Genomic DNA, 24,668 nt, shown 5'->3' on the forward strand with positions numbered 1-24,668 from the left:
GTTTGACAGTAAGATTTTGTTGCCATTGTCCTACCTCTTGTATAGACCAATTTTAGATAGACAATGTTGGGAGAGTCAGTGATACTTCGTTCGGCTTTGATGGCTGCGCTCATGGTCTCGGCATCCGGGACCGCATTCGCCCGTGACGTGCTGGTCCGCGATCCGGCGCAGTTCAAGGCTGCGGTCAAAGCCGCCCAGCCCGGCGACACCATCCTGCTTGCCGATGGCGAGTGGCGCGATTTCCAAGCGGTGTTCACCGGCGCCGGAGTTGCGGACAAGCCGATCACCCTTGCTGCACAGACCAAAGGCAAGGTGGTGCTGACCGGCCAATCGAATCTGCGGCTCGGTGGCCGGCACCTCGTCGTTTCCGGCCTTGTCTTTCGCGACGGTTTCAGTCCGACCGGCGAGGTCATATCTTTTCGCCGTGACTCAAAACAGGTCGCCACCGATTCCCGCCTGACCGAGGTCGTCATCGACGGGTTCAGCAAGCCCGATCGTCGTGCCGAGGATATTTGGGTGGCGCTTTACGGGACGGGCAACCGTGTCGACCATTCGCATTTCGAGGGCAAGACCAACGCCGGTGTCACGCTCGCGGTCATCCGTCCGAAGGGGCAGCCGGGCGCGAACAGCCACCGCATAGACCACAATTATTTCGGACCGCGTCCGCCGCTCGGGTCGAACGGCGGCGAAACGATCCGTATCGGCACCAGCGAGGAATCGCTGACCGACAGCAAGACGATCGTCGAGCGCAACATTTTCGACCGTTGCAGCGGCGAGGTCGAGATCGTCTCGGTCAAGGCGGGCGGCAATATATTGCGCGACAATCTCATCCTTCGGTCGCAAGGCGCCTTTGTCTTGCGCCATGGCAATGGCAATCTGGTCGAGCGCAATGTCTTTCTTGGACACGGGATAGCCGATACGGGCGGCGTGCGCGTCATCAATCGCGACCAGATCGTCCGCGACAATTATTTCGAGGGACTTGCCGGCTCGTCGTTCAAGAGCGCGATCACCGTGATGAACGGCGTGCCGAACTCGGTCATCAACCGCTACCATCAGGTCGCCAATGCGCGCATCGAGGGCAACAGCATTGTCGACAGCGCGCGCATCACGCTCGCGGCGGGCGCCGATGCCGAACGCTCGGCGGCGCCGGTGGGCAGCCGGTTCGAGCGTAACCTGATCGTCGGTGCGAAGGGCCGCGACCCGTTCCGCGCCGAGGGCGATGCGAGCGGAATCGCGATGGCGGGCAATGTTGCTGCCAGCGTCGATAAGCCATTGTTTTCCAGCGGGATCGTCTATCGCGAGATCGAGCTGGAGCGCGCCGCGAACGGCTTGCTCTATCCGGTCGATCCGGCGCTCGCCTCGGTCGGCGCGCCGCGCGACCTTGTGCCAGTGAAGCGTGAGGAGGTCGGCGTTCGCTGGTATGGCGCAACAGGGTCAGGGGCCGCGTTCGGCAGCGGGCGCACCATATCTGTAGCCCCCGGCGCGCTCGCCGATGCAGTTGCAGGCGCGAGCGCGGGGGACACGCTGTCGCTCGCAACCGGGACCCACGACGTTGCGACGCCTCTCGCTGTACAGAGCCGGCTGACCATCGCGGGCGCCCCCGGTGCCAAGCCGATGCTGCGTCTCGGCGGAACGGGGCTCGCGCGGATCGCCGCAGGCGGCGGTCTGCGCCTCGAAAATCTGGACATCGATGCCCGCGGCGTGCGCGGCGACGCGGTGCTGATCGCGGTGGAGGCAGGCGTCGCGCCCAATTACGAGCTGGCGTTCCACGGCGTGACAGTTACGGGTCCGGGCAAGGATGCGGGGCTTGCGGGGGTCCGCGTCGCGCCGTCGACCTTCGCCGACGCGATCACGATCAGCCAAAGCCGCTTTGCCGATATGGACATCGTCGTCGACGGCACCGGCGAGCAGGAGCCGAAGGGTTGGTATCCCGCCGAACGACTGACGATCGAGAAGAGCGAATTCGTGCGCGTCGCGATGGTCGCCGATCTGCTGCGCAAGGGTACCGACGAAAGCACCTTCGGACCGTGGTTCGCGATGCGCGATTCGCGCGTTGCCGAAAGCGGCGGAGATGCACCGTCGCTCCGCGTCACCGGCGCGCAGCACGTCAAGATCGCGCAAAACCACTTCACCCAATCGAGCGGCGTCGAGGTGATCCACACGGTCGGCGCGCCCGATACGAAGATCGTCCGCAACCGCTTTACCGCCACCCCTGCGCCCCGGATCGGCGAGACGATGTGGAAAGGTGCGCCGCGTGGCACTGTCGCCGACAATCAGGTGGAGGGGCAGCCGTGACCCGCCTCCTCGCCCTTTGTCTCGCGGGAACCGCGCTGACGGCAAGTGCTGCGGCAGCATTTGCAGCGCCGCCCGAAGCGGTCACAGCCGACCATGCCCCGATGTTCGCCGCCGAAATCGAGCGCGCGGCGCGAGAGGTCGATGCGTCGATCCGCGCAGGCATCAACGTGCCGGTGCCGAAGGACCCCGGCGGCGGCTTCACCCACGAACAGCATAAGCGCAACTATCGCACGATCTTCGCGGCGGGCCAGCTTTACCGCTTGACCGGCGAAGCGCGCTACCGCGACCATGTGCGCGACCTGCTGCTCGCCTATGCCGATCTCTATCCCGGCCTTGGCCCGCATCCCGCGCAGGCGAACCAGACGGCGGGGCGGCTCTTTTGGCAAAGTCTGAATGACAGCGTTTTCCTCGTCAATGCGGTGCAGGGCTATGCGCCCGTTCGCGCGGCGCTGAGCGCCGCCGATCGCCAGCGCATCGACGATCGTGTGATCCGCCCGATGGCGCAGTTCCTCTCCGACGGGTCGCCGGAGGTCATCGGGCGGATCCACAACCATGCGACCTGGGCATGCGCGGGCGTCGGGCTCGCGGGCTATCTGCTCGGTGATCGCGAACTGGTCGACAAGGCGCTGCTCGGGCTCGACAAGAGTGGCAAGTCGGGCTTCCTGCGCCAACTCGACCTGCTTTTTTCGCCCGACGGCTATTATGCCGAAGGCCCCTACTACCAGCGCTATGCCATCCAGCCGTTCGCGGTCTTTGGGGCCGCCATTGCGGCGAACGATCCCGACCGCCGCATCTTCGACTATCGCGACGGGATACTGAAAAAGGCGATCCGTACGACGGTCGACGTTACGCACAATGGCCATTTCCTGCCCATAAACGATGCGATGCCCGACAAGACGCTGCGGACCGAGGAGCTCTATCACGCGGTCGCGATCGGCTATGCCGCGACGAAAGACCCGGCTTTCTTGTCGATCGCCAAATGGCAGGGGCGCACCGTATTGACGCCAGAAGGACAGGCGCTCGCCGCCGACCTTGCGGCGGGCAAGGCCGCCCCGTGGAACTTCGGCTCACGGCTGCTCGGAGACGGGCCGGAGGGCAAGGACGGCGCGCTCGTGTTGCTCCGCGCGCGACCGGCGATCGACGGGCCGCTGCTCGTCGCCAAGAACGGCGTGCAGGGAATGGGGCATGGACATCTCGACCGGCTCAACTGGCTCTATTCCGACGATAATGGACCGGTGATCACCGATTATGGCGCGGCACGCTTCCTCAATGTCGAGGCCAAGCAAGGCGGGCGCTATCTTCCCGAAAACGACAGTTGGGCGAGCGCGACAGTCGCGCACAATACGCTCGTCGTTGACGGCAAAAGCCAGTTCGACGGCAAGTGGCGCGTCGGCGAAAACCATCCCGCGCGGCAGCTGTCGACCGGCCTCGACGGCCCGACGCGCTGGTCGATCGGCGCGATCGATCAAGCTTACAAGGGCGTCGCGATCCGCCGCGCGCTGGTGATGCTTGACGTCGACGGCCTCGCCGAACCCCTGATCCTCGACCTCCTCCAAGCCTCGAGCAGCGGCAGGCATGTCTATGACCTGCCGCTGCATTTTTCGGGGCATATCATCGACAGCGACATCGAATTCGCGCGGAACCTTGCCGAGCGGCCCGTGCTGGGGCGCGCGCACGGCTATCAGCATCTGTGGGTCGATGGCGAAGGGAGCAAGGCGGGCAAGGCGCGGCTGACCTGGATGAAGGCGAGCCGTTTCTACTCCTATCATGCGCTGCCTCCTGCGGGCGCGCGCTATCTGATCGTCGAAAGCGGTGCGAACGATCCTGCGTTCAACCTGCGGCGCGAGCCGGCCCTGATCCAGCGCGTCGAGGGCGCGACCGACGCGAGCTTCGTCGGACTGCTCGAACCGCATGGCAGCTATGACGCATCGGCCGAAACCGTCGTCGCGAGCAGTGCGCGCGTCGCCGCGCTCGATCATCGCCGCGTGCCGGACGCCGACCTCGTCATCATCACGCTCGCCGACGGGCGCCGCATTGCCGTGGCGGTCGCGTCTGACGTCGCGGCGGGCACCGCGCATCGCATCACGCTGGACGGGCGCCAGCTTGGCTGGACGGGTCCGGTCGGACGCTTCGACCTCGCTCCGGCGGGCGCAAAAAAATGATTCCGAAGGGAAAGATATAATGCACGGACGTTTGCGCTGGTGCGTCATCGGCCTGATCGGCCTCGCCACCGTCATCAACTATATCGATCGCAACGCGCTCGCCGTGATGTGGCCCGAAGTGTCGAAGGATATCGGCGCGACGAAGGAGGATTATGCTCTCCTCGTCACCATCTTCATGATCTTCTACGCGCTCGGACAGTCGCTGTTCGGACGCATTTTCGACGCCATCGGCACGCGCATGGGCTTCACCCTGTCGATCGTCGTCTGGTCGCTGTCGATTGCCGCGCATGCGTTCGTCCGATCGATGCCGCTTCTCGTCGTGCTGCGCGCTTCGCTGGGGATCAGCGAGGCGGGGAACTGGCCCGGCGCCGCCAAGGCCAATGCGCTGTGGTTTCCGTCGCGCGAACGCGCTTTTGCGCAGGGGATATTCAACGCCGGCGCGTCGCTCGGCGGGATTATATCGGCGCCGCTGATCGCGCTGCTGTTCGTGCAGTTCGGCTGGCAGGGAACCTTCCTGCTGATCGGCGTGCTCGGCTTCATCTGGCTTGTGCCGTGGCTCTGGTTCTACAAGGCCGACCCCGAAGGTCACCCGCATATCAGCGCCGAAGAACGCGACTATATCCTTTCCGGCCGCACCGAAGCGGGGCGGGACGATGCGCGCCGTATCCCGCTCGGCGAACTGCTGCGCCACCGGCAGAGCTGGGGCGTCATCCTCGCGCGCTTTTTCCTCGATCCGGTCTGGTGGCTGTTCGTCTCGTGGCTACCGATCTATCTCGCCGAAACCTTTGGTTTCGACGTCAAGCAGATCGGGCTGTTCGCCTGGGTGCCCTTTGTCGGCGCGATGCTCGGCAGCCTGTTCGGCGGCTGGCTCGCGGGCCGGATCATCGGCGCAGGCGGCGGCGTCCACAAGGCGCGTACCACGGCGATCGCGCTCGGCTGTGCAATCATGCTGCCCGCGCTGCTTTTCACCATCCGCGCCGACGATCCGCTGACCGCGGTGCTGCTGATCGCCTGCATCCTCTTTGGCTTCCAGACCGCGATCGGCAATATCCAGACACTGCCCAGCGACTTTTTCGGCGGCGGCGCGGTCGGCAGCCTTGCCGGGATCAGCGGCACTGCCGCGGTGGCGGGGACGCTGATCACCACCTGGCTGGTCCCCGTGCTCACCAAGACAAGCTACGCGCCGATCTTCGCGCTTTCGGCGGCGATTGTGCCGCTCTCCTTCCTCGCTTTCCGTCTGATTGGCGGCCGGGTCGAACCGGTCGCTGCCCGGGCAGCAAATTCTCCAGAATAAGGAATGAACAGAATGAACTTCGAAGGCAAAACCGCACTGGTAACCGGTGGCGGACGCGACATCGGCCGGTCGGTCTCGATCGCGCTGGCGCGCGGCGGGGCACGCGTCGCGATCAATTACAACAGCGGGCGCGAGGCGGCCGAAGAGACGCTGAAGGCCATCAAGGATGCCGGAGGTGATGCTTTCCTCGTCCAGGCCGACGTCACCGACAGCGGTGCGGTGCGCACGATGCTCGACGAGGTCGGGGTGACGTTCAGCGGACGGCTCGACATCCTCGTCAACCTCGCAGGCGGCATGGTTGCGCGCAAGACGCTCGGCGAAATGGACGAAGCCTTTTTCGACCATGTGATGACGCTCAACATGAAGTCGGTGTTCCTTGTCATGCAGGCGGCGCTGCCGTTCCTTGGCGAAGGGTCGGCGGTCGTGAACGTATCGTCGCAGGCGGGCCGCGACGGCGGCGGTCCGGGCGCGTCGGTCTATGCGACCGCGAAGGGGGCGTTGATGACCTATACGCGCGCGATGGCGAAGGAACTGGGGCCGCAGGGCATCCGCGTCAATGCGGTGACGCCCGGCCTCATCGGCACGAGCTTCCACGACATCTTCTCGAAACCCGAAGGGCGCGCCGCAGTTGCCGGCAACACGCCGCTGCGCCGCGAAGGTCATCCCGACGAGGTTGCCGAGACGATCGCCTTTCTGGCGTCGCCAGCCGCAAGCTTCCTTGCGGGCGTCTGCCTCGACGTCAACGGCGGGCTCTACTTCTCTTAAAACTTGCCGCGGGGGATGGGACTCATGCGACATTGTGCTTGGGTGGCTGCCGCCGTCCTGCTTGCAGGCGGCGCGCAGGCACAGGAATGCGACCGTACCGATGCCGAGCCGATCGCGCCCTACAAGATCGTCCTCGTCGGCGACTCCACCATGGCGCCGCACAGCGGCTGGGGCGGCGCCTTTTGCGCGAAGCATGTGAAATCGTCGGTCGCGTGCGTCAACGCGGGACGCGGCGGGCGGAGCACGCGCAGCTATCGGCAGGAGGGGTCATGGGACATCGCGCTCGCCGAAGCGCGGGTCCCGGGGTATCGTGCGACCTATGTGCTGATCCAGTTCGGGCATAACGACCAGTCGAGCCAGCCCGAACGCTGGACCGACGAGACCATCGAGTTCCCGGCGAACCTGCGCCGCTTCGTCGGCGACGTGCGCGGGGCAGGGGCAATCCCCGTGCTTGTCACCCCGCTGACGCGGCGTGATTTCAAGGACGGCAGGCTCAAGAATACGCTCGCAAGCTGGTCTGACCAGGTCCGCGGTGTCGCAAAGGCGTTGGACGTGCCGCTCGTCGACCTCAACGCGCTCAGCGCCCGGCAGATTCAGGAGATGGGCGCCGAAACGGCGACCAAGCTGGCGCAGGTGCCGCCGAGCGACACCGAACTCGCCGCCGCACGCGCTGGCACGACCTTGCCCGCGCCGCCTACTCCGCCGACGCCTCCGCCAATAGAAGGCAATGGTCCGCGCGGTCAGGTGACGCGTAAGTTCGATTACACGCACCTCGGCGACATTGGCGCCGAAGTAACCGCGCGGCTGGTGACGCAGGCGCTTGCGCATGCCGTACCGGGATTGCGCAGCCAACTCATAAAATGAGGAAATTGGCCTGAAAAATTGGCCAGTCCATATCGGCTTACAAAATGGTTGACATAAACACGATTTTGGCTGACGACATTGGTCAGAACAGAATCGATATGCCTACAGGGAGAGATGAAGTGATTTCGCACAATCGGGCCTCGCTGCGCGCGCTGCGCACCGCCATGCTGACCGGCGCCGCATCGACGATGCTCGCCTCCGTTCCTGCCCTCGCTCAGGACGATGCCGACGACTCCGATGCCATCGTTGTCACGGGTATTCGCGAGACCATCCAGAATTCGATCAACACCAAGCGTGAAGAGACGGCGATCGTCGACGCACTGTCGGCCGACGACATCGGCGATCTTCCCGCGCTGTCGGTTGGTCAGGCGATCCAGACGATCACCGGCGCAACGACGCACCGCGAAAAGGGCGATGCGTCCGAAATTGCGCTGCGCGGCCTCGGCCCCTTCCTCAGCAATTCGACCTTCAACGGACGCGACGCCTCGAATGGCAGCGGCGACCGCTCGGTCAACTTCAACCAGTTCCCCTCGGAGCTCGTGAACAACATCAAAATCTACAAGACGCAGCAGGCAAGTCTGATCGAAGGCGGCGTTGCGGGGACGATCGAGATCGGCACGCTACGTCCGCTCGACTTCGGCAAACAGCGTCTGCAGGGTGAAATCAAGGCGCAGTATAATCCCTATGGCGATCGCATCGTGGGCGAAGGCGGCATCGGCTGGCGCGGGACGCTGAGCTATGTCGATCAGTTTGCGAACGACACCATCGGCATCGCCATCGGCATCCAACGCAACGACACGAACAATCCGGAAGAAACCTTCGCCGCGTCGACGACCTGGACCGCGTGCGAGGCTGCGGTTGTCGTCGCCAACAATAATTGCAACGAATATACGCGCGCCGAATATGCACAGCCGCGCGCATTTTATCTGGCGCCGAACGCCTATACGTTTCGCCAGATCAGCGAAACCGATCGCCGCGATGCCATTTTCGGCGCAATCCAGTGGCGTCCGTCCGACAGGGTCAACGTCAACCTCGACGTCCAATATTCGGACCGCACCTATGTGGAGAACCGCCGCGACCTGAATTTGTCCGAAGGGCGCTATGGCATCACCAATGCCGTGTTCGATGACAATGGCGCGCTTCGCAGCTTCAATGGTCTGTCGTCGATCGAATCGAACACGATCGAACTGTCGCGTTCGGAAGAATATCTGGGCGGCGGCCTGTCTGTCGAATGGATGCCCACCGACCGGCTGACGATCACGCTCGACGGCTCCTATTCGCGCACCATCCGGGTTGAGGATGAACGCAACGCGCGCCTGCGCACCGACGCGTTCGATGTCAACGGGGTGCGGACCGCCATCAACAACCAACGCATTCCTTACACCTATGAACTGAAGCCGGGCAGTTTCATCCCGACGATCACGATCGATCCGCGTTTCGACCTCAACAACCACGACCTCTTCTGGGACGATGCGCGCTTCCGCCGAGACCAGAGCCGCCGGTACAACCGGATTGTCGCGGGCCGTGCCGACGCGCGCTATGAAATGGATGGCTTCCTGAGTTCCATTGCCGCTGGCGGTCGCTGGTCCGAACTTGTCTATCGCGACTATGATGTCCGCAACGGCGACTTTAATTTCAATCCGCCGATTACCGAAGACAACCGGATCAACAATTTGTGCCGCGTTCAGGCCTTTCCGCAGCGTGATTTCCTGTCGGCTGCAGGCGACGCCAACGGCATCAACAGCTGGGCGACCTTTGACCTCGATTGTCTGTTCCGCGAATATATGGGGACCGAGGACCCCGGCGCGCTCGACGACAAACGTTCGGTCGCCAATCGCGATGTCACCGAACGCACGCTCGCGGGCTATATCATGGCCGAATATGACGCCGACCTGGGTTCGATGCCAGTGCGCGGCAATTTCGGGGTGCGCGTCGTCAACACGCGCGTGGTGTCGAACGGGTTGCGCAGCGACCTCGATGTGATCGTGAACCCCGACAGTTCGCTCCAGCTCGTCACGACGGGCGATTTCGAAACGGTAACGATCAAGAGCTCGACCACGCGTATCCTGCCGAGCGTCAATGCGATCTTCGAGATTGCGCCGAATACGCTGTTCCGCCTCGCGGGCTATCGCGCCATGTCGCGTCCGGCGCCGAGCGCGCTCGGCGCGGGGCGCACGATTACGCTGGAAAGCGGCAACAGCTTCACGTCGATCGAGGATGCGATCAACAATATCAACGCGAACGGCAGCCCGCGGCTCAAGCCGCTGATGTCGTGGAACGCCGATGCCGCGATCGAATGGTATCCGAACAAGGATAGCATCCTGTCGGCGACCGCCTATTACAAACAGTTCAACGGCGGTTTCCAGCCGGTGATCATCGATGAAACGTTCAACATCGGCGGGCAGGACGTTGTGGTGCCGGTGGCGCAGACGCGCAACAGCCCCGACAAGTCGCGTATCTACGGCTTCGAACTGACGGCGGCGACGCGGTTCAGCTTCCTTCCGAAGCCGCTCGACGGGCTCGGCGCCAAGGTCAGCTACAATTATGCCGACTCGAACTTCGTGACGCACGACATTCGCCTGGGCGATGCCTATGATCCGGTCACCGACAGCGTCCAGCCGGGGATCATCGCACCGGCGAACCTTTCGGGCTATTCGAAGCATGTCCTGTCAGCTCAGGCCTATTATGAAATCGGCCCGATCTCGCTGCAGGGCATCTATAATTATCGCGCCAGCTATTATCAGGATTTCGTCGGCGGCAACTCGCAGCTGCGTTACGTCGGACCGAGCGAAACAGTCGACCTGCGCGCTTCGCTGGCACTGATGAAGGGCGTTTCGCTTCGCCTCGAGGCGATCAACATCTTCAACGATCCCAAGGAAACCTACATGCCGGTATATGGCAACGCGCGTCAGTATCATTATTATGGCGCGAAATATTTCATCGGCATCCGGGCGCGGATCTGAACCGGCGCGGCGTGAAAAGGGCTATGCTCTCGTGGGTTGCAGCGGCGACTGCGGTGCTCCTGGCACCGCAGTCCGCCATCGCATTCGAGGGCGAAGCGCCAGCACGCGCGGTGCGAGATGTCGTTTATCGCCAGATCGGCGATACCGCGCTGCATCTCGACGCCTATATCCACCCGGCCGCGGCGAAGTCGCCCGTGCCGGTGCTCATCCATTTCCACGGCGGCGGATGGGCGCGGGGCGCGCGGCCCGATGACTGGACGGGGTTCCGGTCCTACCTGGCTTCAGGGTTTTCGGTCGTAACTGTTCAATACCGGCTCGCGGGCGAAGCCAAGGCACCTGCGGCGGTCGAGGATGCGCGCTGCGCGCTCCACTGGGTCGAAGCCAATGCCGCTGCGCTGGGCTTTGACTCCGATCGCATTGTCATATCCGGGACCTCGGCGGGGGCGCATCTGGCGCTGATGGCGGGCTTGCTTCCCGAAACCAACGCCATCGATGCACCCGAATGTCGCAGCCCGCCGCGTGCGGCTGCGATTATCGACCATTATGGACCCACCGATCTTGCTGCGCTGGGGGCGCGCAGCGGCGGACTGCACCCGACAGTTACCAACTGGATAGGCGCACATCCCGATGCGGCCGATCTGGCGCGGCAAATGTCGCCCGTAAATTGGCTGTCGGCGAGCAGTCCGCCCATATTCATTGCGCACGGCGATGCCGATCCGGTCGTCCCCGTCGCCCAATCGCAAATGCTTGCGCGGCGGCTGGGCGAATTGGGGGTGGCACACGACTTGTTCGTTGTTCCGCAGGGAGGGCATGGAAAATTCGACGTCGCCTCGCGGGACGCGATGACGAAGCGGATATTCGCTTTTCTGTGCGCCTTGGAAATCGTGGACAAAGGAGCGTGCGGCGATGAAAATTGATCCGGGCACACGGTTATGCTTCAAAATTGTCATACCGGATTGTATGGACTCTCTCCACCATAAGCGGGGAGACGATTGAGACATGGCTGAACGCCGCCTTTTCGAAGAGATCGCCGACGCCATTCGCGGCATGATCGAGGACGGAACCTATCCGCCCGGAACGCGCCTGCCGGGCGAGCGTGAGCTGTCGGAGCAGTTCGAGGTGAGCCGCGTGACGATCCGAGAGGCCGAGATCGCGCTGCAGGCGACGGGATGGATTCACATTCGCACCGGTGCGGGTGCTTATGTCGAATCCGAACTGCCGAGCGACAGCAAGAGGCTGCCGCAGGTCAGCGCGTTCGAGGTGACCGAGGCGCGTTCTTTGTTCGAAGCCGAGGCCGCGGCGCTCGCCGCACCGACGATCTCGGCCGAAACGCTTGAGAAGCTTGACGAGCTGCTTGCCGCCATGGCCGACGAAAAGGCGAGCGAGGATGAAATCAACGCGATCGACCGCGAATTTCACCGGACGATCGCGGCGGCATCGAACAACAAGGCAATCATCCACGTCATCGAAAATCTGTGGCGGATGCGCACAGAGCTGCCCGAGGTGAAGGAAAGCCACTCGCTCGTCTGCCGCAAGAACAGCAAAGCGCGGCAATCCGAACATGCCGACGTTGTCGATGCACTGCGCAAGCGCGACCCGGCGGGTGCCCGCCTCGCCATGCGGCGGCACTTCAACCGCCTGCTCGAATCGATGCTCGACGAAACCGAGGAGCGCGCGCTCGACGAGTTGCGTCGCCGCGCCGCCGAGAGCCGCGAACGCTATCTACTGAGCGCAAAGCTCGCCTGATGCTGCGTTTGCCGTGCTCATGAGCATTTCTGTGCGTGTCGGCGACGCGGCTGCTGTCTTGTTGGATGCGCGCCGGTCGGGAACAGCGTTGCCGGCGTTCCCACAACCTTTGCCCAAGACGCTGGATGCCGCCTATGCAATCCAGCAGCAGATGATTGCGGCGCTTGGATTGCCGGTTCTTGGCTGGAAGGTCGGGCGGATTCCCGTTCCGCTGATCGTGTCGCTCGGCGCCGAACGGCTTGCCGGTCCGGTATTTCGTTGCGCCGAGATCGCCGACGGCGCGCTTGCCGAAGCGTCCGTGTTCATCGGCGGCGCAGGGGCGATCGAAGCCGAGGTCATGCTGCGCCTCGACCGCGTTCCGGATCATATTCCGTCGCCGGAGGAGGCAAGGAACCTTGTAAGCGAAATTCGCGCGGGTTTCGAGATCGCGAGTTCGCCTGCACCCGATGTCCATGATCACGCACCCTTCGGCATCATTGCTGATATCGGGATCAACAACGGCATCCTGCTGGGGCCGGCACTTGACGCCGCCAGCTTCGACCGGCTGGAGGTCTACACGGCGATCGAAGGCGCGAGCGTCGGAACCGGACGGGCCTGCGATGTGCTCGACGGCCCGTGGGGATCGCTCCGTTTCCTCGTGGATCTGCACCTGCGCGGCGTTATCGCGCTGGCGCCCGGCCAATGGATATCGGCTGGAGCAATCACGGGTGTCCACCCCATTCTTCCCGGCCAATGCGCGACCGCGTCCTTTGGTCCGGCGATCCATATCGGCTGTACCGCCGTCCCCGAAACCGGAATATCCTGATGACCCTTACATCCCGCCGCGTCGCCTGTTTTGGCGAAATCGTCATGCGCGTCTCGGTTCCCGCGGGCGAGTTGCCGCTGCAATCGCCCCGCTTCGACGCCTGGGTGGGCGGCGCCGAAGCCAATGTTGCGGTTGCACTGGCTGCGATGGGTCATGGCAGCCGCATGATCAGCGCCGTGCCGACCGGTCCTATTGGCGACGGCGTCCTCGCCGAACTGCGCCGCCACGGCGTCGACACCGCGCGCGTCGCGCGCGGCGATGGGCGGATGGGCCTTTACTATCATATCCCCGGCGGTCCGATGCGGGCAGCCGAGGTGGTTTATGACCGCGCCGCATCGGTATTTGCCGAGACTGAGGCGCATAGCTGGGATTGGCCGGCGTTGCTGGATGGAGCCGAATGGCTGCATGTCTCGGGCGTGACGGCTGCGCTGGGGCCGCGTTCGGCCGAAGCCGCGCTCGCGGCGGTGCGCGCCGCGCGCGCCGCAGGGATGGGGGTCTCGTTCGACGGCAATTGGCGCGGCCGGCTGTGGGAGCGCTGGCAAGCCGAGCCTGCCGCAATTCTGTGCGCGATCGTCGAGCAGGCGACCGTACTGTTCGGCAACCATCGCGACGCTTCGCTGCTTCTCGGACAGGAGTTCTCGGGCGGGGGTGAGGACCGGCGACGCGCCGCAGCGTTGGCGCTGCTTGAGCGCTTTCCGGCGCTCGATCTCGTCGCGTCGACCGCGCGCCATATTGTCGGCGCCGCCGAGCATCATATCGTTGCGCGCGTCGATACGCGCGACGCTCATTCAACGACCGGCGATGCCGTCATCGCGGCCATCGTCGACCGGGTCGGCACTGGCGATGCTTTCGCAGCGGGGGTACTCGATGCGCTTTGGCAGGGCAGATCGCTCGCGACGATCGCAAATCAAGGTTTGTTGCTATCTGCGCTCAAACACGGACTGCGCGGCGACCTTGCACCCTTTTCGCGTGCGTCGGTCGAACAGGCGTCGATGCAGACCGGCGATGTCGCGCGCTGAGTTTGCCGCGTAACGGCAGGGTCACCCCCCGTTCAGCGGGGTGCGGTCGCTCAACTCTCAGAGAGCCATGGGATGGGGCAGTTGCGGTCGCGCAGCTCCTTGCCAAATGGGGCACGTCAAGTACGGTAACGTATCACTTGTCGAATTCACCCCCAGCGCGGCTGCGAAGGGGGAGCGCACAGTTGAAGACGGAGTAGGCAGGGCTTGTCCAGATTTTTTGCGTCGACGACCGTCACTGCGGCGATCCTGCTGACTGTGGCCGCCGGTTGCAGCGGCGACGACAGCAGGGGTGAGGCCGCGCAGGTGTCAGCCACGCCGCGCAGCTGCCCGGCAATTGCCGACACGCCGGTTCAACTCGCCGGCGGCAGCTTTGCGATGGGTGAAGAGGATGTCTATGCCGAAGAGGGACCGGTGCGCCAGACGACGGTCGCGGGATTCTGGATCGATCCGCACGAAGTGACCAACCGCCAGTTCGCCGAATTCGTCGCGGCGACGGGCTATGTAACGGTTGCCGAAAAGCCGGTCGATCCCAAGCAATTCCAGGTTCCGGCGGATCAAATCCCCGCGCATATGCTGGAACCCGGCTCGGCGGTCTTCACCCCGCCCGACTTTCCCTCGAACAACTACGCCGACTGGTGGGAATATATGCCGGGCGCCAACTGGAAAAAGCCGTACGGTCCCGACGGCGCCGATGCCGTACCGAACGAGCCCGTCGTCCACCTCGCGTGGGACGATATGATCGCCTATGCCAAATGGCGCGGTGGGCGTATTCCGACCGAGGCCGAATGGGAATATGCGGCGAGCGCGGGCAAGCGATCGACGAATGTCCAACCCGAAGAGGCGAACAGCTGGCAAGGCGCTTTCCCCAACCACAATGCCGAAACCGACGGGTTCAAGGGCGTCGCGCCGGTCGGCTGCTACAAGCCCAATGCCAACGGCCTTTACGACATGGTCGGCAATGTGTGGGAGGTGACGTCCGACTATTTTCGTCCGGGGCACGATCCCGAGGACAAGGTGAACCCGAAAGGGCCGAGCGAAAATGCGGCCTATGATCCCTATAACCCCGGCATGGCGTCGCGCACGGTGAAGGGGGGCAGCTATCTCTGCGCGCCCAACTATTGCCAGCGCTATCGGCCGGCCTCGCGCCAGGGGCGCGACCCGGGCCTCGGCACGAGCAATGTCGGATTCCGGCTGGTTTACGACAGCGAACCAAAGGCATGAGCTGATCGACCGAGGGCGTTTCGTTGGCGCTGTCGCAACTGCCGGACGCGCTTCACCTTTCGGTCCCGATCGTTCCGAATGCGAGTTTCACGGGGCTTTTGGAATCGATGACATGCCCGCTCGATCTCAGGCCGCGGCGAGTAGCGCCATGATGACGCCCGCTGCGACGAGCAACAGGCCCAATATTTCCTGCACGCGGACCTTGTCGCGCAGATAATAGCGGGCGAACGCGATGGTGAATATAACCTCGACCTGACCGACGATCCGCACGAGCGCCGCCGGGGCGGCCGCAAAGCCGATGTACCAGCAGGCTGATCCGAGCGCCGAAAGCAGGCCGACCTGACCCGACGTTCGGAACGACCGTTTGACACCGCGCAATGTCTCGCGGTCGCTCAGGCTCGCCCATGCAAGATGCAGGCTGGATTGTATCGCCATAACCACAACCAGCGCGACAAGCGCTGAACCGACCGTATCGACACCGGAGAGTTCGGCGGTCGCGAGTTTGATGGTAATCGCCGCGCATGCGAACATCGACCCGGCGCCGAGACCGCAGAGGGCGGCAGGTTGCCTGAATGCTTTCCACGCCTGTCGCGCGGTCACGCCCTGACCGACAAGGGCGAGAATGAGGACGCCGGTCACGCCGACTATGATGCCGGCCCAGGCGAGCAGCGGAAGTTGCTCGTCCAGGAAAAGGGCGGTCACCAATGCGACCTGAATCGCCTCGGTCTTGGAAAAGGCCGTGCCGGCCACGAAGCCGCGATGGCCGAACGACAGGATTAACAGAACCGTCCCCGCCATCTGGGTGACGGCCCCGGCAGACGAATAGGCCAGAAACGCGGTCGTGAGCGGCGGGACCGGTGCGCCGAGAATGGTGAGCCATGCCGCCGCGAAGAGGTAGGCGAAGGGAAGGCCGAACAGATATCGCACGAGCACGGCGCCGCTGACGCTGAGTTCGGCGCGCAGGCGCTGTTGAAGTGCTGTCCGCCATGCCTGGAACAGTCCGCCGAACAATGCGGCGGGAAGCCAGATAGGATTCATGCGTGCGACATCCAGGTAACAACTCTTGCAAACACTTGTGGAATGTTGAGCCTCCCTCTTGCATGTTTTGGCAAGGCGCGCCTATATAATTAGTATTCTAAGTATTGTCGAGCCGGTTGCGGCTTCATCGGGGCGGGGAGTGGAATGGCAGATGACCGCGCGGGAAATGTAGAGCTGGGAGTGATGACCGGTCCGGTCGACCTGCCTGCTGCGCTAGCGGTAATGATGCGCCGCCTGCTCGGGGATGGCGACCTCACCGACTTGCGGCGACTTTCGGGCGGCGCGAACATGGAGAGCTGGGCTTTCGATTGGGGAGGCGAGGGCTATGTTCTCCGCCGGGCGCCGTCGGCCGAATATATGGCGGACCGGCCGTTCGGCCACGCCGACGAAGCAGCGCTGGTCCGCGCGGCGCACGCTGCGGGCGTCAAGGCGCCCGAGGTGGTCGGCGTGCTTGCTGAAGCCGACGGCATGGGTACGGGCTATCTCATGCGCCGCGTGGACGCCGAGGTGAATCCGGCACGGATTCTTGCCGATCCACCGCCTTCGCTGCTGTCCGACCTTGCGCTCGAGCTTGCGCGCATCCACGCAGTCCCCTTGGCGAGTATCCCCGATGCGATCCCACTGATGGATACCGCTGCGGCGCTTGCCGAGCTCAAGGCGCGCTTTATCGGGTACGACGGCGACCGGCCGATCATCGCGCTCGCAATCCGGTGGTGTGAGGAAAATTTGCCCGCGCCTACCGGGTCGGTGCTCGTCCATGGCGATTATCGCATGGGCAATATCATGGTCGATGCCAATGGGCTCGCCGCAGTGCTTGACTGGGAACTCGCGCATCGCGGCGACGCGCACGAGGATCTCGCCTTCGGGTGCATGGCGGTGTGGCGCTTCGGACGGCTCGACCATCTGGCGTTCGGCGTCGGCGATCTGGAGGAATTTTTCAACCTTTACGAGGCGGCAGGCGGCGTGTCCGTCGACCGGCAGCGCTTCCGCTTTTGGCTCGTTTACAGAACGCTCTGGTGGGCGCTCGGCTGCCTGCAGATGGGAGCGGCTTGGCGCAGCGGCGCCGACCGCAGCGTCGAGCGCGTCGTTGTCGGACGCCGGACGGCCGAGCAGGAGCTCGACCTGCTCGCGCTGCTCGAAAGCGAAGCGCCCGCCGCCGCGCGCGAAGCCGCCCTGCCGGCCGCAAACCGGGCCCCAGCCGAGGCGGCCGGCGAGCCGACCAACGGCGAGATCGTGCAGGCGGTGCGCGACTGGATCGATATGGCGATCAAGCCGCACGCCGAGGGGCATGCAAAGTTCGAAGCGGTGGTCGCGATGAACGCGCTCGGTATTGTCGCGCGCGATCTCGAAGCGGGCGTGCGCGCCGAGGATGCCGATCTGGCGCGCGCGCTGCTCGGCGGCGAGCGCACGCTCGCCGAACCGGGGCTGCTCGCCCGGCTGCGCCGCGCCGCGCTCGACAAATGCGCGGTCGACAGTCCGAAATATCCGCCGCTTGCCCGCGCCCGTGCGGCGTGGGGCATGCAATAGGGGAAGACATATGGATTTCGCCGTTCCGGCTGATTTGCAGGCCTATCTCGCCGAACTCGACGCTTTCATCGAAGCGGAGATCAAGCCGCTCGAACAGGCTGACGACAATATCCGCTTTTTTGACCATCGCCGCGAGCACAGCCGCACCGACTGGGACAATCAGGGGTTGCCGCGCCACGAGTGGGAAGAGCTGCTGAAGGCCGCTACGCGCAAAGCCGATGCGGCGGGCCACTGGCGCTTCTCGGCGCCCACGAAATATGGCGGCAAGGACGGGTCGAACCTGTGGATGGCGGTGATCCGCGAGCATCTCGCCGCCCGGGGCCTCGGCCTCCACAATGATCTGCAGAACGAGCACAGCATCGTCGGCAATTTTCCCTTCGTCGAGATGTTCGAGCAATTCGCGACGAGCGAGGAACAGAAGCAGGAGTTCATCCTCGGCGGGTTCGAGGGCAGGCGCCGCACCGCCTTCGGCCTGACTGAGCCCGATCATGGCTCCGATGCGACACATATGGAGACGCGCGCGGTGCGCGAAACGCGGGACGGCGTCGAGGGCTGGCTGATCAACGGGCGCAAGATGTGGATCACCGGCATGCACGTTGCCACGCATTGCGCAACTTTTTGCCGCACGGACGGCGAAGACGGCGATGCCAAGGGCATCACCTGCCTGCTCGTCCCAACCGGCACGCCCGGCATGACGGTCGACGAATATATGTGGACGTTCAACATGCCGACCGACCATCCGCGCATGACGTTCACCAACGTCTGGGTTCCCGACAGCGCGCGGCTCGGACCCGAAGGCGGCGGGCTGTCGATCGCGCAGAGCTTTGTCCACCAGAATCGTATCCGGCAGGCGGCGTCTTCGTTGGGCGCGGCGGTCTATTGCATCGAGGAAAGCGTCCGATACGCGCGTGAACGCAAGCCCTTCGGCGAGGCTCTCGCGAAGAACCAGGCGGTCCAGTTCCCGCTCGTCGAACTGGCGACGCAGGCCGAGATGCTGCGCCTTTTGATCCGCAAGACCGCATGGGACATGGACAACACGCCGCACAAGGAAATCGAACGCACGCTGTCGGACAAGGTCAGCATGTGCAATTATTGGGCGAACCGCCTCGTGTGCGAGGCCGCCGACCGCGCGATGCAGGTGCATGGCGGCATCGGCTATTCGCGGCACAAGCCATTCGAACATATCTATCGCCACCACCGCCGCTACCGGATCACCGAAGGCGCGGAAGAGATCCAGATGCGCAAGGTGGCGGCCTATCTCTTTGGTTATCTGGGCCCGCGGCGCGAGACGATCGGGCGCATCTGAACCGCTCGCTGCGCTCACACCCAGGGCGCGAGTATGCCGGCGGTGCGACGCTCACCCAGCGTGCGAATTGCCTTGCCCATCTCCTGCCATTGCCGTTATAAGTTAGCTATCTAAGTATTATTGGAGCGGGCAGGCTTTCATGACATTGCGGCGGGCGTGCACCCTTTATGACAAGATCTGGGACGCGCATACGGTCGCGACCGACGAGGGCGAGACGATCCTCTATGTCGACCTGCACCTGCTCCACGAAGTGACCTCGCCGCAGGCCTTTGCGGGTCTTGCTGCCGCAGGCAGGGCGGTTCGGCGCCCCGAGCTGGCACTTGCTCTTTCCGACCACAATGTCCCGACGCACGGACAGTATAGGGGACCGCAAGGGGTGGCTGACCCGGCTGCGCGCGCCCAACTCGAGGCGTTGGCAGAGAACAGCCGGCGGGCAGGGATTGAAAGTTTTGCGATGGGCGATCCTCGCGGGGGGATCGTGCATGTCGTCGCGCCCGAGCAGGGGCGCTCGCAGCCGGGGATGACCATCGTATGCGGAGACAGCCATACCTCGACCCACGGCGCCTTCGGCGCGCTTGCTTTCGGTATCGGCACATCCGAGCTCGAGCATGTTCTTGCGACCCAGACCATCCGGCAACGCAAGTCGCGCAATATGCGGATCAGCGTCGACGGGATGCTCGGTCCTCATGCCGGCGCCAAGGATCTCGCGCTCCACCTGATCGCCGCGCTCGGCGTCGACGGGGCGACGGGGCATGTCATCGAATATGCCGGATCGGCGGTTCGCGCGCTGTCGATGGAAAGCCGCATGACGCTGTGCAACCTCAGCATCGAAATGGGTGCGCGCGCAGGGCTCGTGGCGCCCGACGAAACGACGTTCGAATATTTGCGCGGGCGCCCCGCCGCTCCGACGAGTGCGGCCTGGGCGGCGGCGGTTTCCCGCTGGCGCGGCCTGCCGAGCGATGCCGAAGCGGCGTTCGACCGCGAGTTTCGCCTCGACGCGCACGATGTTGCTCCGATGGTGAGTTGGGGCACCCTCCCCTCGCAGGTGATTGCGGTCGACGGTGCCGTTCCCGATCCTGCATCGATGCCGACGGCCGAGGCGCGTGCTGCCGCGGCGCGGGCGCTCGACTATATGCAGCTCACGCCGGGGACGCCGCTTCGCGACATTGCGATCGACCGCGTTTTCATCGGAAGCTGCACGAACAGCCGCATCGAGGACTTGCGCATCGCCGCCCGGATTGTTCGTGGGCGCCTTGTGGCGCCGCATGTGCGGGCGCTCGTCGTCCCCGGCTCGGGGCTCGTCAAGCGACAGGCGGAGGCCGAAGGAATCGATGCCGTGCTGCGCGCAGCGGGCTTCGACTGGCGCGAACCCGGCTGCTCGATGTGCGTCGGAATGAACGAGGACCGGTTGCAACCTGGTGAACGCTGTGCAGCGACCTCGAACCGCAACTTCGAAAATCGCCAGGGGCGCGGCGGGCGGACACATCTGATGAGTCCAGCACTGGCCGCCGCGAGCGCGATCGTCGGCCGCATTGCCGACCCCGCCGCGCTCGATCAGGCGCGCGCTTCGTAACGTGCGATCGCCTCCGCGTGGCGAAGCGTGCGTGCGATGTCGTCGAGGCCTTCGAGCAACGCGTGGCGGTCGTCGGGATCGATGGAAAAGCCAGTGGACTCGCCATCGGCCAGCGAGATCATTTGCCTGTCGAGGTCGACATCGATCAGCGCCATATCGGCCATGCTCGCCGCGCGTTGCAGCCGCGCACATTCCGCATCGGGCAGGCGAATGAGGAGCAAGCCGTTCTTGCGCGCGTTGTTCGCGAATATGTCGCCGAAACTCGGCGCGACGACGCAGCGGATACCGAAATCGGTGAGCGCCCAGACGGCATGTTCGCGCGACGATCCGCAGCCGAAATTGCGGTCGGCAATCAGGATCTGCGCATCGCGATAGGGCGCGCGGTTGAGCACGAAGGCGTCGCGCTCGACGCCCTGCGCGTCGTAACGCAGCTCTTGGAACAGGTGTCGACCGAGGCCCTGCCGCGTCAGCGCGGTCATAAACCGGGCGGGAATGATCATGTCAGTGTCGACATTGGCGAGCGGCAGGGGGGCCGCGATACCCTTCAGGCGTTCGAACTTCCGCAAGCTGTGCTCCATGCAATTAGTATTCTAAGTAAATGAACGTGTGTCGCCTGTCCACTGGTTTCGAAGCATATTGCCGACCGAATCATAGGGCTCTAAGATTTGGGAAAGGGGAGAATCTTTGGCAAAAGAGAAACAGCGGTTCCGTCACCCGGCGGAATATTACACCGATCCCGAGAACAGCATTGGCTATCTCGCCCGAATCGTTTTCCGGTCCTTCTCGCGATTGCTCGAGCGCAGCACGCTGGAGCATGACGTGTCGGCGGGACAGTGGCGCTTTCTGCGCCAGCTCTGGCGCGAGGACGGGATCACGCAGCGCGAGCTGAGCGAGCGCGTCGGGATGCGCGAGCCGACAACGGTCGTCGCGCTCAAGGGCCTCGAAAAGGCGGGCTTCATCACACGCAAAAAGACCGATGCCGACCGGCGCAAGACCTATATCTATCTGACACCCCATGCGAAAAAGCTCGAGCTGATCCTCGCACCGATGAATGCCGAGGTGCATGAGGTCGCGACGCGCGAGATGAGCGACGAGGAGGTGGCGACGCTGCAGGCACTGATGCGGCGCGTCATCGCCAACCTTGCCGACGAAACCGCCAAGCTCTCTGAACTTTCTGACATCAAGGCCTAGAGCGCCCTCTTGCGAAACGCTCGCCAATGATTAGTATTCTAATCAAATCGGAACAGGGAGGGCGAATTGGCAAAGATTGCGGTCATCGTCGGGAGCGTGCGCGAATGCTCGTATAACCGCGCGCTGGGCAGGCTCGCGATCGGCGCGCTCGAATCGCACGGCGCGAGCGTTACCGACGTCGATCTCGGCGATTATGATTTGCCCCTCTATTCGGCCAAGCTCGAGGCCGAGGCTTTTCCCGAGGAAGCGCGACGGCTGAAGGCGCTGTTCATGGCGCAGGACGGGCTGTTGTTCGTGTCGCCCGAATATAATGGGTCGGTATCACCGCTGCTCAAGAACGCCATCGACTGGGCCTCGCGCCCGAGCGGCGACGAAAGTGCGGTCGCGCTCAGTGCCTATCGCGGCAAGGTGACGGCGCTGATGGCGGCGTCGGTCAGCCCTTTCGGTGGGCTACGCGGGCTGATGCACCTGCGCCAGATCCTGTCGACCGTCCAGACGCTGGTGATCCCCGACCAACTGCTCGTGCCCAATGCGCATATGGCGTTCGACGAGGGGGGCAACCTCAAGGACGCGCTGCCTGCCTCGCTCGTCGATGTGGTGGCGGCGCGGCTCGTGACGGTGGCGCGCTCGCTCGCTTAGGCGGGCTGTTCCATATTGTCGCCCCAGTCGGCTTCGAGCGCCGCGAGCAGTGCGTCGAAGCGATCGTGCCCCAGCCTTTCGGCGAGCTGGTCGCCGAGTCCGTCCATCGCGCGCTGCGCATCCTGCCGCATCCGCGCGCCGGTTTCGGTCAGCGACACGATCATATGGCGCCGATCGGTCGGATCGGGCGCCAGCTGGACGATGCCGAGGCCGACCATCTGATTGATCGTATTGTGCACCGCCTGCCGCGACAGGCCGAGGTTGCGCGCGATATCCGACGGCCGCACGACGCCGGTGACGATATTGGTCATTACCATCGACTGCGGTCGACTGATGTCGGGCCAGCCGCGCGCGCGCAGCCGTGCCTGCAGGCCTTCGTCCAGCCAGCAAAAGCGTTGAAAAAGTGCGATAATCAATTGGTTTGTGCGCATCTGACGGCCACGAATGCCCCATACCGGCGACCGATCGCCCGAGGCGGCCAAGCTAATGGACCGCGGCGGGCGAAGCAAGGCACGGCAGCGTTGCAATGCCATAATACTTAGTATACTATCTTTCTCGACAATGAAGGGAGAGAGGCTCCGCATGGACGGTTTGATGCAGAATGCGCCGCTGACGGTCGACCGGATCATCGATCATGCGGCGGCGTGGCATGGCGCGCGCGAGATTGTGTCGCGCGATGCCGATGGGCATGTCACCCACGCCGATTATGCCGCGGTCCATGCCGACGCGAAGCGCGTGTCGAATGCGCTCGCGGCAGAAGGAATTGCCCGCGGCGACCGGGTGGCCACGATGGCGTGGAACGGTGCGCGGCACCTGGCCGCTTGGTATGGTGCGGCGGGAATGGGCGCGGTGTTGCACACGCTCAACCCACGGCTTTTCCTCGAGCAGATCGCCTATATCGCCAATCATGCCGGCGACCGGCTGCTCCTCGCCGATCCGGCGGTTGCCGATCTGGTCGGCGAACTGCTGCCGGAGGTTCCGTCGATCGAAAAGGTGATCTTCTTCTGCGACGAGGCTTCGCTCCCCGCCACACGCTATGCGGCGGTCGCATTCGACAACTGGATTTCCGGCCATTCGGACGAATATGCGTGGGGTGGGTTCGATGAAAATGCGGCGTGCGGGCTTTGCTATACCAGCGGCACGACGGGCAATCCGAAGGGGGTGCTCTATTCGCACCGTTCCAACTATATCCATGCGCTGATGACCCTGCAGCGCGACGCGCTCGCTCTGTCTGCGCGCGATACCGTGCTGTTGGTCGTGCCCATGTATCACGCCAACGCCTGGGGCGTCGTCTATTCGGCGCCAGCGGTCGGCGCAAAGCTCGTGCTGCCGGGGCAAAGGATGGACGGCGAGTCCATCTATAATCTGATTGAGGCGGAAGGCGTGACCTATTCGGCGGCGGTGCCGACCGTCTGGCAAATGCTGCTCCAATATATGCAGGACAATGGCAAACGCTTCACGACGCTCGAACGCGTGACCATCGGCGGCTCGGCCTGCCCCGAGTCGCTCGTCCGCACCTTCCGCGACGATTATGGCGTCGACGTCATCCAGGGGTGGGGCATGACTGAAACCTCGCCGCTCGGCACGGTGTCGGTACCCAATGCTTCGGTCGCGGCGAAATCCGATGGCGAGCAGATGACGTACAAGCTCAAACAGGGGCGGCTGCTTTGCGGGCTCGAGATGAAGCTGGTCGACGACGCGGGCAATCGCTTGCCGCACGACGGCAAGACGCCCGGGCGGCTGATGGTGAAGGGACCGACGATCGCGCGCAGCTATTATGGTGGGGAGGGCGGCGACGTACTCGACGCCGAGGGATTCTTCGACACCGGCGACGTCAGTACCATCGACAGCGAAGGCTATATGCAGATCACCGACCGCGCGAAGGATGTCGTCAAATCGGGCGGCGAGTGGATCAGCTCGATCGAATTGGAAAATATCGCGACGGGGCATGAGGCGGTGGCGGTGGCCGCCGTGGTTGGCGTAGCCCACCCCAAATGGGACGAGCGGCCGATCCTGCTCTGCCAGCTCAAACCCGGCGCGAGCGCGACCGGCGACGATGTGCGTGCCTATCTCGATGGGCGGATCGCGAAATGGTGGATGCCCGACGACATATTGTTCGTCGATGAAATTCCCCTCGGTCCGACCGGCAAGATCGACAAGAAGGCGATCCGCGCAGGGCTCGAAGCCTATGAACTGCCGTTCGAGGTCAGTCGATAACATGGAACCCGCTCTCGTCATCCCGGACCGGGATGACTACGAG

20 protein-coding genes are annotated in these 24,668 nt (G+C 64.0%); 17 read left to right on the forward strand and 3 right to left on the reverse strand.

Translation table 11 applies throughout. From position 1 onward, the window contains the following. Positions 1–111: 111 nt before the first annotated feature. From H7692_RS14450 to H7692_RS14500, 11 genes are all read left to right on the forward strand, one after another. Positions 112–2,295, forward strand: coding sequence for a polysaccharide lyase 6 family protein (locus H7692_RS14450; RefSeq protein WP_222137235.1), 2,184 nt, complete (start codon positions 112–114; stop codon positions 2,293–2,295). Beyond that, positions 2,292–4,457, forward strand: a complete 2,166-nt coding sequence (locus tag H7692_RS14455; RefSeq protein ID WP_227340416.1) for a heparinase II/III family protein — start codon at positions 2,292–2,294, stop codon at positions 4,455–4,457. The genes H7692_RS14450 and H7692_RS14455 overlap by 4 nt, the downstream gene beginning before the upstream one ends. Before the next feature lie 19 nt (positions 4,458–4,476). Then, on the forward strand, positions 4,477–5,751 hold the full coding sequence (locus H7692_RS14460; protein ID WP_227340417.1) for an MFS transporter: 1,275 nt from the start codon (positions 4,477–4,479) through the stop codon (positions 5,749–5,751). A gap of 12 nt (positions 5,752–5,763) precedes the next feature. Then, a complete protein-coding gene (locus H7692_RS14465; RefSeq protein ID WP_227340418.1) occupies positions 5,764–6,516 on the forward strand; it encodes an SDR family NAD(P)-dependent oxidoreductase in 753 nt (250 codons plus the stop codon). A 42-nt stretch (positions 6,517–6,558) separates the two neighbouring features. Next, the gene (locus H7692_RS14470; protein WP_227340419.1) at positions 6,559–7,380 is read left to right on the forward strand and encodes a rhamnogalacturonan acetylesterase; all 822 of its coding nucleotides are present in this window, start codon (positions 6,559–6,561) and stop codon (positions 7,378–7,380) included. Between the two features lie 119 nt (positions 7,381–7,499). Continuing rightward, complete coding sequence (locus tag H7692_RS14475; RefSeq protein WP_227340420.1) at positions 7,500–10,343, forward strand: TonB-dependent receptor; 2,844 nt, start codon at positions 7,500–7,502, stop codon at positions 10,341–10,343. Between the two features lie 53 nt (positions 10,344–10,396). Further along, positions 10,397–11,260 (forward strand): alpha/beta hydrolase fold domain-containing protein, encoded by an 864-nt coding sequence (locus tag H7692_RS14480; RefSeq protein WP_227340421.1) that lies wholly within the window; start codon positions 10,397–10,399, stop codon positions 11,258–11,260. An 82-nt stretch (positions 11,261–11,342) separates the two neighbouring features. Continuing rightward, a complete protein-coding gene (locus H7692_RS14485) occupies positions 11,343–12,089 on the forward strand; it encodes a FadR/GntR family transcriptional regulator (protein ID WP_222137240.1) in 747 nt (248 codons plus the stop codon). 109 nt (positions 12,090–12,198) lie between these two features. Then, entirely contained in the window at positions 12,199–12,894 is a 696-nt protein-coding gene (locus H7692_RS14490; protein WP_222137241.1) for a 2-keto-4-pentenoate hydratase, read from the forward strand. Continuing rightward, a complete protein-coding gene (locus tag H7692_RS14495; protein WP_222137242.1) occupies positions 12,894–13,913 on the forward strand; it encodes a sugar kinase in 1,020 nt (339 codons plus the stop codon). Before H7692_RS14490 ends, H7692_RS14495 begins: the two co-directional genes overlap by 1 nt. A 204-nt stretch (positions 13,914–14,117) precedes the next feature. Beyond that, entirely contained in the window at positions 14,118–15,134 is a 1,017-nt protein-coding gene (locus tag H7692_RS14500; protein ID WP_222137243.1) for a formylglycine-generating enzyme family protein, read from the forward strand. 126 nt (positions 15,135–15,260) lie between these two features. Here H7692_RS14500 and H7692_RS14505 read toward each other — a convergent pair whose 3' ends face one another. Then, positions 15,261–16,172, reverse strand: a complete 912-nt coding sequence (locus tag H7692_RS14505; protein ID WP_227340422.1) for a DMT family transporter — start codon at positions 16,170–16,172, stop codon at positions 15,261–15,263. A gap of 144 nt (positions 16,173–16,316) precedes the next feature. On the opposite strand from H7692_RS14505, the gene H7692_RS14510 reads away from it, so the two are divergent. From H7692_RS14510 to leuC, 3 genes are all read left to right on the forward strand, one after another. Beyond that, a complete protein-coding gene (locus H7692_RS14510) occupies positions 16,317–17,699 on the forward strand; it encodes a phosphotransferase (protein ID WP_227340424.1) in 1,383 nt (460 codons plus the stop codon). 10 nt (positions 17,700–17,709) lie between these two features. Further along, positions 17,710–19,005 carry an acyl-CoA dehydrogenase family protein gene (locus H7692_RS14515; protein ID WP_227340425.1) on the forward strand — a complete coding sequence of 432 codons (1,296 nt, stop codon included), beginning with the start codon at positions 17,710–17,712 and terminating at the stop codon, positions 19,003–19,005. Positions 19,006–19,144: 139 nt separating this feature from the next. Further along, on the forward strand, positions 19,145–20,578 hold the full coding sequence (gene leuC, locus H7692_RS14520) for a 3-isopropylmalate dehydratase large subunit (RefSeq protein WP_201927533.1): 1,434 nt from the start codon (positions 19,145–19,147) through the stop codon (positions 20,576–20,578). Here the strand turns inward: leuC and leuD are convergent. Beyond that, complete coding sequence (gene leuD / locus H7692_RS14525; protein ID WP_227340426.1) at positions 20,560–21,144, reverse strand: 3-isopropylmalate dehydratase small subunit; 585 nt, start codon at positions 21,142–21,144, stop codon at positions 20,560–20,562. The genes leuC and leuD overlap by 19 nt on opposite strands. A 118-nt stretch (positions 21,145–21,262) precedes the next feature. Between leuD and H7692_RS14530 the strand changes: the two genes are divergently transcribed. Beyond that, the gene (locus H7692_RS14530; RefSeq protein ID WP_227340427.1) at positions 21,263–21,769 is read left to right on the forward strand and encodes a MarR family winged helix-turn-helix transcriptional regulator; all 507 of its coding nucleotides are present in this window, start codon (positions 21,263–21,265) and stop codon (positions 21,767–21,769) included. A 66-nt stretch (positions 21,770–21,835) separates the two neighbouring features. Next, on the forward strand, positions 21,836–22,408 hold the full coding sequence (locus H7692_RS14535; RefSeq protein WP_227340428.1) for an NADPH-dependent FMN reductase: 573 nt from the start codon (positions 21,836–21,838) through the stop codon (positions 22,406–22,408). Here H7692_RS14535 and H7692_RS14540 read toward each other — a convergent pair. Further along, positions 22,405–22,824: a MarR family winged helix-turn-helix transcriptional regulator gene (locus H7692_RS14540; RefSeq protein WP_227340429.1), complete on the reverse strand. Its 420-nt coding sequence runs from the start codon at positions 22,822–22,824 to the stop codon at positions 22,405–22,407. The genes H7692_RS14535 and H7692_RS14540 overlap by 4 nt on opposite strands. Before the next feature lie 166 nt (positions 22,825–22,990). Between H7692_RS14540 and H7692_RS14545 the strand changes: the two genes are divergently transcribed. Continuing rightward, positions 22,991–24,625: a long-chain-fatty-acid--CoA ligase gene (locus H7692_RS14545; protein WP_201927526.1), complete on the forward strand. Its 1,635-nt coding sequence runs from the start codon at positions 22,991–22,993 to the stop codon at positions 24,623–24,625. Positions 24,626–24,668 lie beyond the last annotated feature (43 nt).

The sequence above is a fragment of the Sphingopyxis sp. P8 genome (assembly GCF_020622175.1).
GTDB classification, from domain to species: Bacteria; Pseudomonadota; Alphaproteobacteria; order Sphingomonadales; family Sphingomonadaceae; genus Sphingopyxis; species Sphingopyxis jiangsuensis.